An 11,555-nucleotide genomic window follows, 5' to 3' on the forward strand; every position below is an offset into this window, starting at 1 on the left:
GGTGCCCCAGAGGGTGGTGCGGTGTTGCCAGGCGAGGGTGCCGTTGGGGGTGACGAGTTCGGTGGGGGTGCCGACGAGGTCGGTGATGATGGCGTGGAAGCGGGCGTCGTACTCCGATTGGGGGGTGGTGTCGGTCAGGTGGAGGATGGGTGACGCTTTCTCCTCCATTGGGTCCAGCGGGGTTCGGCGCTCGGTTTGGGATAGGGGGCGGTGGGTTCCTGGGGCGTAATCCCAGGTTGTTGTGGTGCCGTCTGACGTGGTTTGTTCGGCCAGGCGGGTGCCGTCCCAGGTGAAACGGACCTGGTCGGTGACCGTGCCGTCGTCGCCAAGGCGCTGTTTCGCGGTGCGGCGGCCCAGGGGGTCGTAGATGTAGTGCCAGTGTTCGCCGTCGGGGGTGGTGGCGTCCGTGAGGCGGTCTTCCGCGTTCCAGGTGTAGGTCCAGGTGCGGGTTTGGCCGTTGAGAAGTTTGCGGGTGCGGCGGACGAGGCGGCCTTGGGCGTCGTGTTCGTAGATGGTGCGGCCGGCGCGGTGGAGGATGGTGCCGGTGAACTGGCGGTCGCCGGGGGCTTCGTGGTCGGGGGCGGTGGCGTGGGTCAGGTTACCTGCCGCGTCGTAGGCGTAGGTCTCGGTCCAGCCGTGGGCGTGGACCGCTGTGACGCGGCCGATGGGGTCGAGGTCGAAGCGGCGGGTGCCCGAGGTCAGCTCGCGGATCTCAGTGAGGTGGTCGTCTGGGCGATAGGCGTATTCCCGGTGCTGGAGCAGCGTGGAAGTGTTGCCGTGGGTGAGGGTCTGGGCCGTCAGGCGGTCCAGGCTGTCCCAGGTCTGGGTCAGGCTTACGTCGTCGCCGAACGTGCGCGTTGTCTCGCGGCCTGCCGCGTCGTAGGCGAAGTGCAGGGAGTTGTCCGCCGTGGTGAGCATTGTGGGACGGCCAGTCGCGTCATATATCCATTCCGAGCGCAGGCCGCTCCGGGTGATCCGTGCTGTCCGGTTGCCCGCCTGGTCGTACGCGTACCTCGTCGCGTGACCGTTGACTGTCTCGGTCAGGACTCTGCCCCGCGCGTCGTAGGTACGGCGCACGTCCGTGTCAGGGTTCGCCGCCTGTGTCAGGCGACCCGCGGCGTCATACCCGAATGTCGTCTCCGTGCCGTCTGCCGTACGCGTCGCGATCGTGCGGCCCAGTGTGTCGCGTGTGTAGGTGAGGGGTTCGCCCGCGCCGTTGGTGCGGGATATCAGGCGGCCCGCTTCATCGTGCGCGTAGGTGAGGGTGCGGCCGTTGAAGTCCGTTTCGGCCGTGAGCCGGCCTGCTCCGTCGTAGGTGTACGTCCAGGTCCGGCCCTGGGGGTTCGTGACAGCGGTGAGGCGCAGCTCCGTGTCGTACTCGAAGGCGTAGTGGGCGCCGTCGGGGTCGGTGCGGGTGGCGGGCAGGTCGAAGTGGGTGTGAGTGTGGGTGGTGGTGTGTCCGGCCTTGTCGGTGTGGTGGGCGAGGTTGCCTTCGGTGTCCCACTGCCATACCTCGCGGGCGCCGTCCGGGTCCTGGCGCCAGGCGGGTTTGCCCTCGATGGTCCAGCCGTGGCGGGTGGTGTGGCCCAGCGGGTCGGTGATGGCTGTGATCCGGCCGTGCGGGCCCCGGCGGATGCGGGTGGTGTGGCCCAGCGGATCGGTGACGGTGACCGGGAGGCCCGCCGCGTCGGTGGTGACGTGGGTGGTGTGGCCCAGCGGATCCGTGATCGACGACAGGTGACCGGAAGTGTCATAGGCGTAGTGGGTGGTGGCTCCGCTGGGGTCGGTCGTAGAGGTGCGTGACCCGTGCTGGTTGTACGTGTGGCGCCAGATTGCGCTGTTGGGCTCACGGACCTCCACCGGAAGGCCCCAGTCGTCGTAGACGGCCTCGGTGACGGTGCTGTCGGGCATCTCGACGCCTGCCAGATGGCCCTGGTCGTCGTAGTGGTAGCGGGTGGTGTGGCCCAGGGGGTCGGTGACAGCGATGGGGTGACGGTTGTTCTCGTCCCATTGGGTGCGGGTGGTGTTACCCAGTGGGTCGGTCTGCTCGATGACCCTGTACGCCTCGTTGCAGAGGTAGGTGGTGGTGTTGCCCTGTGAGTCGGTGTAACGGGTGGTGCGGGCCTGCGTGTCGTAGTGGAGGCGGCCCGACAGGATGCCGTCCGGGCCGATGGTGCGCAGCACCCGGCCCCGGTGGTCGTAGACGTAGGCGTACGTCGTGCCGTTGCGGTCCGTCCAGGACGTGATGCGGTGCTGGTCGTCGTACTGGTACCGCAGCGGCAGGCTGGTGGAGTTGATGACCTCGGTCAAATTCCCGGCTTGGTCATAGCCGAAAGAGATCAGTGTGGTGTTGCGTTCGTACTCCTCGCCGTGCAGCAGACGCAGGGAGGTGATCCGCGGCAGAGCGGGGTCGGTGTCGACGGCGAGACGGTAGCCACCGGAGTGAGCGATCTCGGTCGGCGCGCCCAATTCGTCGTACATGATGCCGATGCGGTCGCCGACGCCGGTCCGGTCGGTGATCGCCGTCAGGACCAGTTCGCGGCCGCCTGCCGGGAGAGGCGTGAAGTGGAGGGTGCGGTTCTGCTCGGGGATGGTGACCGTGAAGGTACCGTCGGGCTTGCCGTCCCAGCACAACGGCCAGCGCGGCCCGGAGGCTGGCAGCACGGGCACATCACGCTCAGGCACCGGGTACGTCAGGAGCATGCCGTCGTCGGTGACGTAGACGACTCCCGAGTCGTCGATCTCCAGACGCTGGTCGAGCGTGCCCGCCCACGTGCGGCCGAACCAGCCCCCACACGGATGCCCCGAGACGTAGTGCCGCTCCAGTACCAGCGGCAGGGCGCCGGGCAGGCTGACATCGGTGGCGGACATGACCATCTCGCCGGTCGCCACGTCGATCGGCTCACCAGTGGTGCACTTCTCCCCGCCAGGGGTGCAGTTCCGCTTGGGGTCGCTGTCGGTCCGTTTGCGGGCGCTGCCGTCCCGGCGCAGTGCGCGTTCGCGGTTGAGGAGGCGTTGTGCGGCGTTCTTGGCGGTGGAGCCGGCGCGGCGGGCGGTGCCGGAGCCGCCGGTGGCCAGGGCGAGGAGGAGTTCGGGGGTGAGCTGGCCGGCCGCGCGGGCGGGGTTGCGCTGCCACTCGTCCCAGTTGGTGACGGCCTTGGCGAACTCCTTGGGGTGGTCGACGGCGTAGGCGATGCCGTCCTGGATGCCGGCCAGGTGGAGGCCGAGCCCCTGGGGCCCGTCCTTGACCAGGTCGTCGAAGCCCTCGTACCAGTCGTACAGGGTGTCGCCTGTGCCACCGACGAAATCCCCGAGTCCCTTCTTGACCTTGTTCCAGCCCTTCGGTGCCGGGGGCTTGTCCGGGGCCTTCTCCGCCGCCTTGGCGAGTTTCTTCTTCGCCGCGTCGATGACCGGCTGCAACTCGCCCTCCAGCTTGTCCAGCCGGCGGTAGCACCCCTCCAGCGCCGAGATCCCCGGATCGTCCTCTGGCGGGCGCTCCGGCAGCGGATCATCCCCGCGATTCTCCGCGGCGATGTAGTCGTTGTAGTCCTTCCAGTACTTCTTCGAGGCCGCCCGCGCCGCGTCCGCGTCCTCGATGATCGGCTTGACCCGCTTCTGCACCGAGCGCAGCTTGTCCGCGTACGCGTCCAGGGCGTTCGCGGCGGCGTTGAAGTAGGTCTGCGCGGACTCCAGCTCCCGGGGAAGCTTCCTCGTCGCGTTCTCGAACCCTTCCGAACCGGCCCCGGTCCAGTCCATCAGCATCAGGGCGTCCAACTGGTCACGCCCGTCCTTGAACGCGCCCGCGTAAGCCCGGAGTTTGACCACCAGGTCATCGACGTCGGACGGATTGCCATAAATGACGTCCGACGGCTCCGCGCCCTGCGGTATGCGCTCGGCGGAACCGTCCCCCGCCGAATCACCCTGGGTCATGCGATCGTCCCCTTCGAACCGCCGTCGACTTCCCAGCCGCCGTCATAGCGCTTGCGGGGATTGGTCGGCACGTCATAGCTGCCGCCGTCCCCGTAGTCGTCGAGCCAGGGCTCCTGATAGATCTGCGGCGGCGGGTCGAACTTCGGACGGGACCCGTTCTGCCACGCCCTCAGTCCCGCCTCGCCGAACGGCAGCTTGGCGATGTTGTCCTCGGTCGGCGCGAAGTCCTTGATCCGCAGCAGATCCGCCAGCACATACGCCGCGATGACCTGCCGCAGCGTCTCCACCACCGTGTCCGTGTGCTCCGCCACCCGCCCCATCCCGAACCCCCACGACGAGAGCATCTTCTCCGCCTCGTCATAGACATCGAAGTCGGCCGAGTTCTGGATGTGATCGGCGAGCTTCTTCCAATCGCCCTTGATCTTGCGCGCGGCGACCACCGACTCCTCCAACGGCGTCAAAACCTTGCGCACCGAGGCAATCTCGATCTTGTAGCCATCACCCGGCTTCGGCCCACCCGAAGACGATGACCCACCATGATCCGTCACTCCACTCCCACTCCTGCGGCTTCCGCGGCCCGAAGTACCTCCGCGTCCAGCAGGAACGGGCGCTCACCCAGCGGGTCCACCAACGCCCGTACGCCCTCGGGCAACAGCCCCACCAGGTCCTCGACCGTCGTGGACGCCCAACCACACGCCCCCGCGAAACGCGCAAGGCCCTCGACCGAGGTGAAGACCGGCACGAGTGGGCCAGCCTCCGCCGTCTCCGAGACCAGATCGGCCAGGCTCGCTTTGCCGCCCTGACCAGGCGGTCTGGTGTTCCCTCCCCCAAACATGAGGGCCATCTTCACACAGGTGACCGACACCTTGGGTGACTGACTCGCGGCTCTTCGCAACCGCGCCACGTACGCCGGGTAATGGGTTGAGTGCGGGCTGAGCCCGTGTTACCACTGGCGGCGGGTCCGCGAACGGGGATCGAGAAGACATCGAAAGGCAGGCCGGACATCGTGCTTGGAGACCTGATCCGGCTACGGCCGATGGAGCCGTCGGACGCCGAGGCGCTGTGGCGGTGGAACCACGACCCGGAGGTCATGCGCTGGATGAGCGATGGCTACGCCCAGCCGCTGTCCCACGTGAGGAAGCGGTTGGAGGAGCGGCCGCGCAACGCCTACGGCGAAGTGCTCTACGGAGTCGAAGTCCTTGCCGACGCAAAGCTCATCGGCGTGGTCCGACTGCGCGATGCCGAGCCGGAGACGGGCAGGGCCGAGCTCGACATCTACATCGGTGAGAAGGAGTACTGGGGGCGCGGCTACGGCACCGACGCGATGCGGACGATGTGCCGCTACGGCTTCGACAAGATGCGGCTGCACAAGATCACGCTGACCGTCGTCACCGAGAACCTTGCCGCTCATCGCGTCTACCAGAAGATCGGCTTCGTTGACGAAGGCAGGCTGCGTCAGGAGTTCCGACGCGATGGCCGGTGGTACGACATGTTCACGATGGGCCTGCTGGAAGGCGAGCTGCGCTGACGCGCCGTCGGTCTCTACGCGTCGAACTCCTCGGCGCGGAGGCTGCTGATGAATGCGCCCCACTCGGTTATGTGGAAGGCGAGCTGGGGTCCCTGCGCGTGCTTCGAGTCCCGTACGTGGATGGCGGTCGGGCCCGCGGCCACCTCGACGCACATGCCGCCCTCGCCGCTGCTGTAGCTGCTCTTGAACCACGTCAGTTCGGACGCGCCCGCTCCGTCTCGCTTGGTGTGCATAGTTCTCCCCGCAGCTTCTCGATGAAGTCCAGCGACTCTCGTGGCGTGAGCGCCTGTGCCCTGATGATGCCGTACCGCTGCTCTAGCGTGCGGACTGCTTTTCGGTCGGTCACTAATCTGCCGATGTCCTGCACCTCGACGTAGGCCATCATCTGACGGCTGCTGGGCTCCAGCAAGGCGAAGGGGCCGCCGTTTCCGGCGTGTTCCTCCACCGCCGTTGGCAGTACCTGGAGCTCGATGTTCCGCATCTCTCCGACGTGCAGGAGGTGTGCCAACTGGCCACGTAGCACTGATGCACCACCGCATGGGCGGCGCAGTGCCGCCTCTTCGGTAACGAAGCTCATGACCGGTGCTGGTCGGCGGGTGAGAAGTTCCTGTCGGGCCATCCGGGCATGCACGCGGTGCTCGATGGTCTCCTCCTCCAGTGCTGGACGCTGCATCGTGAACACAGCACGGGCGTAATCCTCGGTCTGCAGCAGCCCGTTGACCACCTGGTTCTCGTACGCGTGGAACTCCGTCGCCTGCGCTTCCAGCCTCGCCGCCCCGCGAAAGAACGCCGGAAGTCGCGCCTTGGCCACCTCCTCCTTCGCCGCCCGCAGCACCCCGAACGCGTTCAGCACGTCGTCCGCCGCGTCCAGGAACTCCGGCTGCGGGACCCGCCGCCCCTGCTCCACCGAGGACACCAGTTCCTCGCTGTACCCGATCGCCTCGCCCAGCTGCGGCTGCGTGAGCCCCGCCCGCTCGCGGAAGAGCTTCACCTGCTTGCCCAGGAACTTGAGGAAGTCCGCCCCGTACTCGCCCTGCTCCGGCCGCTCTGTATCTGCCATGTCCCGCCACCTCCCGTACGCAAGAACGTCATGCCTCCCCGCCCGCGTCACGGCATCACTCCCGTACGCGCACTTTCTGTGCCCGTACAGCGACCCTGGGTACTTGCGGGGTGTCTGGTCAGGCTATGCACGCTTCGCCACGCTCGGTGACGTGAATGGCGAAAATCCCCCTGGTAATACGCTCGGCACGTTCGAGATGTTCTTCACCTCCTCCCGGCATGGCGCGCGGCTCGCCCGGCGCCTTGTCGTCCGCAGGTTGGAGGAGTGGGGCATTCCGCGGGACAGCGATGCCTCGCACGGCATCGCCCTGCTCGCGGGCGAGCTCACGGCGAATGCGGTGAGCCATGGACATGTGCCCGGCCGGAACTTCCACCTCCGCCTCACCGTCCAGCCCCCGCCCGCGCCCGGAGTGCGTCGGACTCCGGTCACCGCCCGTATCGAAGTGTCCGACGCCCGGGGCGAGCGGCGCCCTGAGCTCCGCGATTACGTCGCCGAGACAATGGCGTACCAGGAGGAGCACGGACGCGGGCTGGTGCTCGTGGACGCGCTCGCGTCCAAATGGGGGGTGACGGATCGCACCATCGGCAAGACGGTGTGGTGCGAGTACGCCGTGGAATGACAGGCGAACGCAGAAGCGGCCCGTCGTGGGGCTTCCGGAGGCTTCTGTAGGAAGTCGACAGTGACCGAGTGGCGCCCCTGTGCGTGCTCGATTCCCCGCACCGGGCCTTTGCCCGATAGTTTGCGTACACAAGGGTCGCCACACATAGTGACGCCCGGTACGACATCCAACAGAGAGGGTGGTCCCTTGAGCCGCTCGGTTCTCGTCACCGGAGGAAACCGCGGTATCGGCCTCGCCGTGGCCCGCGCCTTCGCTGACGCAGGCGACAAGGTCGCCATCACGTACCGGTCCGGGGAGCCGCCGGCCGGCTTTCTCGCGGTCAAGTGCGACATCACCGAGCCCGAGCAGGTCGAGCAGGCGTACAAGGAGATCGAGGAGAAGCACGGCCCGGTCGAGGTGCTGGTGGCCAATGCCGGCATCACCCGCGACCAGCTGCTGATGCGGATGACGGAGGAGGACTTCTCCACCGTCCTCGACACGAACCTCACGGGTGCGTTCCGTGTCGTCAAGCGCGCCAACCGCGGAATGCTGCGCGCCCGAAAGGGCCGTATCGTCCTGATCTCGTCCGTGGTCGGCCTGCTGGGCTCCGCGGGTCAGGCGAACTACGCCGCGTCCAAGGCCGGCCTGGTGGGCTTCGCCCGCTCCCTCGCCCGTGAGCTCGGGTCGCGCAACATCACGGTCAACGTGGTCGCGCCCGGCTTCGTCGACACCGACATGACCCGCGCGCTCGACGAGAAGCAGCGGGAGGCATACGTCAAGCAGGTGCCGCTCGCGCGCTATGCGCAGCCCGAGGAGATCGCCGCCTCGGTTCGCTTCCTGGCCTCCGAGGAGGCCGCGTACATCACTGGAGCCGTCATCCCTGTCGACGGCGGATTGGGCATGGGTCACTGAACGTCATGAGTGGAATTCTCGCCGGTAAGCGCATCCTGGTCACGGGCGTCCTCACCGAGGCGTCCATCGCCTTCCACGCCGCCAAGCTCGCCCAGGACGAGGGCGCCGAGGTCATCCTCACCGGCTTCGGCCGGGTCTCCCTCGTCGAACGGATCGCCAAGCGGCTGCCCAAGCCCGCGCCGGTCATCGAGCTGGACGTGCAGAACCAGGAGCACCTGGACGGGCTGGCCGACAAGGTCCGCGAGCACCTTGGCGAAGGTGTCGACCTGGACGGCGTGGTGCACTCCATCGCCTTCGGCCCGCAGGGCGCGTTCAACTTCCTGGAGGGCTCCTGGGAGGACGTGTCCACCGCCGTGCATGTCTCGGCGTACTCGCTCAAGGCGCTGACCATGGCCTGCCTGCCGGTCATGCCGCGGGGCGGCTCGATCGTCGGCCTGACCTTCGACGCCCAGTTCGCCTGGCCGAAGTACGACTGGATGGGTGTGGCCAAGGCGGCGCTGGAGTCCACCAGCCGCTACCTCGCCCGGGACCTGGGCGCGAAGAACGTCCGCTGCAACCTGGTCTCCGCGGGCCCCATCAAGTCCATGGCCGCGAAGTCCATCCCGGGCTTCGAGGAGCTGGCGACCGTGTGGGACAACCGTGCGCCCATCGGCTGGGACCTGAGCGACCCGGAGCCGGCCGGCCGTGGCGTCGTCGCCCTGCTGTCGGACTGGTTCCCGCGCACCACGGGTGAGATCGTGCACGTCGACGGCGGGGTGCACATGATGGGCGCCTGAGCCCGTCCGTACGCCTGCTCCGCCTTCTTGGGCCCGCCGCCCCGGTTCCCGCGCTCCGCGGGGGCCGGGGCGGCGGCCGTTCGCCCGTTCGGACCAGTGCGCCGAGCGCACCGAGTGGTGTCACCCGCACTGTGGAGTGAGTATCGGGTGCGGCGGCTTGAGGCGCGGCGGTTCAGCACGGTCGAGGAGGTCCTGCCATGCGTACGTCCCGTTGCGTCGCGGCCGCAGTACTGGTGGCGGCCGTGGTCGGCTTTATCGCCGTCGCGTCGAACGCCTCGAACTCGGCCGCCCAGGAGCGCCCCCGGCCGCGCGAGGCGGCGTGCAGCACCTGGGTGCGCGGCTCGCACGCCACGGCCAGCTGCTTCAACCCGAACCCGGATGTGGACCGGGTCCAGCTGCACGTCGAGTGCGCGCGCTGGTGGGACCCGGATATGGACGGGCGTTCCGTCGAGGTCGGCCCGGCCCAGCACGTACGGCTCGCGGATCGCTGCTGGAAGGAGATACGGAAGGCCTGGGTGAGCCATCGCTGAGGGGTCAGCGGGCCGTTCTTGTGTCGCCTGATCGGTCCGCGTACCGGCAGCTGAAGGGGTGCGTGCTCGCCTCCGCCGCCGCCCGCTCGCCGTTCCCCGCCCGGATCGCCTCCACCAGCCGCGCGTGGTCCACGTACGCCTCGGGCCGCAGTCCGCCCTTGACGTCCCCGTGCAGAAACTGCCGCACCACCCCGCCCAGATCGGCGTACAGCTCCTCCAGTACGTCGTTGTGCGAGGCCGCGACCACGGCCATGTGCAGCGTCGCGTCCGCCTCGACGAAGGCCTCGGCGTCCCCGGAGGCCCAGGCCCGCTCGCGCCGGTCCAGCAGTGCGTCGATCTGCTTGAGGTCCTGCTCGGTACGGCGCTCCGCGGCCAGCCACGCCGCCTTCGTCTCCAGGGCGCTGCGCAACTCGGCGACGTGCAGCGGGTCGGCGTCCGCGAAGCGGCGGTGCATCACCCCGGCCAGCTCGCTGGTCGCCAGCACATAGGTGCCCGAGCCCTGCCGGATGTCCAGCAGGCCGTTGTGCGCGAGCGCGCGCACCGCCTCGCGCACGGTGTTGCGGGCCACCCCCAGCTGCTCGACCAGCTCGGGCTCGGTGGGGATCCGGGATCCCACCGGCCACTCGCCTGAGGTGATCTGGGCGCGCAGCTGGGCGATCACCTGGTCGGCGAGCGCGGAGCGCCGGGGCGAGGTCAGCGGCATGACTCTCCTGTGCCTGGGGCGGGGATGCGGGTGCTCCCATGATGCCGTCCGGCCGTCACCGGGCGGCTGCAAACTACTGGACAGCCATTCATCCCATCATTCTATGATGATGTCCATGGCTGACCAGGATCTCGCGACTCCCGACACCGCCGCCCCGATACGGCAGCGAAGCGCTCCGGAGCCCGCCGCCCTCCGGTGGCGGCGCCGCCTTGTCGTCCTCGGCCTGGTCCTCGCCGCGGTCAACCTCCGCCCCACCGTCACCAGCCTCGGCCCGCTCCTCGAAGAGGCTCGGGCCGACCTGGGCATGAGCGGCACCGTCGCCGGGCTGCTCACCTCGATGCCCGCGGCCTGTTTCGCCCTCTTCGGCATCGCCGCGCCCCGGCTGGCCCGCCGCTGGGGGCCGGGCGCCGTCGTCTGCGTGGGGCTCGTCGCCATCACCGTGGGCCTGACCGTACGCCCCCTGATGGGCGGGACCGCCGGCTTCCTCGCCGCCAGCGCTCTCGCGTTCGCCGGGATCGCCGTGGGCAACGTCCTCATGCCGGTCATCGTCAAGCGCTGGTTCCCCGACCGGGTGGGGCCCATGACCGGCGCGTACTCGATGGCCCTGTCGCTGGGCTCGGCCGTCGCGGCCGCCGTCACCGTCCCCATGACCGACGCACTGGGCGGCGGCTGGCGGGCCGGGCTCGGGGCGTGGGCGGTGCTCGCGGGCGTCGCCGTGCTGCCCTGGCTGATGCTCGCCCGCGACCGTACGGGTCAGGCCGCGGCCACGGCTCCCGATCCGGCCCCCGCCCCCGACTCCGCAGCTGCTCCCGCCTCCGCCGTCCCCGCCCGTACCCGGATCACCAAGAGCCCCACGGCCTGGGCCCTTGCCGTCTTCTTCGGCCTCCAGGCCACCGGCGCCTACATCACCATGGGCTGGATGTCGCAGGTCTTCCGCGACGCCGGGGTCTCCGCCTCCACTTCCGGCCTGCTGCTCGCGGTCACCATGGTGATGGGTGTGCCGCTGGCCTTCGTCCTGCCGTCGGTGGCGGCCAGGCTGCGCACCCAGGGCCCGCTGGTGGCCATCCTGGGGGCCTTCGGGCTCAGCGCGTACATCGGGCTGTGGCTCGCCCCGGCCGAGGGCGCCTGGGTGTGGGCGGTGCTGCTCGGCATCTCCAACTGCTCTTTCCCGCTCGCCCTGACCATGATCGGCATGCGGGCCAGGACCGCGGCGGGCGTGGTGCGACTGTCCGCCTTCGCCCAGAGCACCGGCTATCTGCTGTCCATCCCCGGGCCGCTGCTGGTCGGCGCGCTCTACCAGCACACCGGCGGCTGGGATCTGCCCATCGCGCTGATGGCCGGGTTGATGCTGCCGCAGATCGCCGCCGGTCTGCTGGCGGGGCGCGACCGCGCCGTCGAGGACGAGATCTGAGACGAGATCTGAGACGAGACCTCAGACGAGACCTCAGACGAGATCTGAGCGAGCCCGGCACCACCCTCGCGGACTCGCGGGGCGGTGCCGGGGCGGCGGTGGGGCGG

At 69.1% G+C, this 11,555-nt stretch carries 12 protein-coding genes; 6 read left to right on the forward strand and 6 right to left on the reverse strand.

What is annotated here, in order from left to right; translation table 11 throughout:
- From CCN51_RS24170 to CCN51_RS24180, 3 genes are all read right to left on the reverse strand, one after another.
- Positions 1-3,930: DUF6531 domain-containing protein (locus CCN51_RS24170; RefSeq protein WP_086860083.1), on the reverse strand; the 3,930-nt coding region annotated here is incomplete at its 3' end.
- On the reverse strand, positions 3,927-4,412 hold the full coding sequence (locus CCN51_RS24175) for a hypothetical protein (protein WP_405385171.1): 486 nt from the start codon (positions 4,410-4,412) through the stop codon (positions 3,927-3,929). The genes CCN51_RS24175 and CCN51_RS24170, both read right to left, overlap by 4 nt.
- Before the next feature lie 62 nt (positions 4,413-4,474).
- Complete coding sequence (locus tag CCN51_RS24180; protein ID WP_055414326.1) at positions 4,475-4,765, reverse strand: SseB family protein; 291 nt, start codon at positions 4,763-4,765, stop codon at positions 4,475-4,477.
- Positions 4,766-4,936: 171 nt separating this feature from the next.
- Here CCN51_RS24180 and CCN51_RS24185 point away from each other — a divergent pair, with 171 nt between their 5' ends.
- Complete coding sequence (locus CCN51_RS24185; RefSeq protein ID WP_238545492.1) at positions 4,937-5,458, forward strand: GNAT family N-acetyltransferase; 522 nt, start codon at positions 4,937-4,939, stop codon at positions 5,456-5,458.
- A gap of 14 nt (positions 5,459-5,472) precedes the next feature.
- Here the strand turns inward: CCN51_RS24185 and CCN51_RS24190 are convergent, their stop codons facing one another.
- Positions 5,473-5,691 carry a DUF397 domain-containing protein gene (locus CCN51_RS24190; RefSeq protein WP_014180746.1) on the reverse strand — a complete coding sequence of 73 codons (219 nt, stop codon included), beginning with the start codon at positions 5,689-5,691 and terminating at the stop codon, positions 5,473-5,475.
- On the reverse strand, positions 5,652-6,518 hold the full coding sequence (locus CCN51_RS24195; protein WP_055414327.1) for a helix-turn-helix domain-containing protein: 867 nt from the start codon (positions 6,516-6,518) through the stop codon (positions 5,652-5,654). Before CCN51_RS24195 ends, CCN51_RS24190 begins: the two co-directional genes overlap by 40 nt.
- A 151-nt stretch (positions 6,519-6,669) precedes the next feature.
- Here CCN51_RS24195 and CCN51_RS24200 point away from each other — a divergent pair, with 151 nt between their 5' ends.
- The 4 genes from CCN51_RS24200 (at position 6,670) to CCN51_RS24215 (ending at position 9,334) form a co-directional block, all read left to right on the forward strand.
- Positions 6,670-7,137: an ATP-binding protein gene (locus CCN51_RS24200; protein WP_238545493.1), complete on the forward strand. Its 468-nt coding sequence runs from the start codon at positions 6,670-6,672 to the stop codon at positions 7,135-7,137.
- Positions 7,138-7,323: 186 nt separating this feature from the next.
- Entirely contained in the window at positions 7,324-8,028 is a 705-nt protein-coding gene (gene fabG / locus CCN51_RS24205) for a 3-oxoacyl-[acyl-carrier-protein] reductase (RefSeq protein WP_014180749.1), read from the forward strand.
- 5 nt (positions 8,029-8,033) lie between these two features.
- Positions 8,034-8,804, forward strand: coding sequence for an enoyl-ACP reductase FabI (gene fabI, locus CCN51_RS24210; RefSeq protein WP_014180750.1), 771 nt, complete (start codon positions 8,034-8,036; stop codon positions 8,802-8,804).
- A 197-nt stretch (positions 8,805-9,001) separates the two neighbouring features.
- Positions 9,002-9,334 carry a hypothetical protein gene (locus tag CCN51_RS24215; protein ID WP_014180751.1) on the forward strand — a complete coding sequence of 111 codons (333 nt, stop codon included), beginning with the start codon at positions 9,002-9,004 and terminating at the stop codon, positions 9,332-9,334.
- A gap of 4 nt (positions 9,335-9,338) precedes the next feature.
- On the opposite strand, the gene CCN51_RS24220 is transcribed toward CCN51_RS24215, so the two are convergent.
- Entirely contained in the window at positions 9,339-10,037 is a 699-nt protein-coding gene (locus CCN51_RS24220; protein WP_014180752.1) for a FadR/GntR family transcriptional regulator, read from the reverse strand.
- 115 nt (positions 10,038-10,152) lie between these two features.
- Between CCN51_RS24220 and CCN51_RS24225 the strand changes: the two genes are divergently transcribed.
- Entirely contained in the window at positions 10,153-11,448 is a 1,296-nt protein-coding gene (locus CCN51_RS24225) for a CynX/NimT family MFS transporter (protein ID WP_043487877.1), read from the forward strand.
- The last annotated feature ends 107 nt before the right edge of the window (positions 11,449-11,555 follow it).

Origin of the sequence: Streptomyces milbemycinicus (assembly GCF_002154605.1) — a bacterium.
In the GTDB taxonomy this organism is placed as follows: Bacteria; Actinomycetota; Actinomycetes; order Streptomycetales; family Streptomycetaceae; genus Streptomyces; species Streptomyces milbemycinicus.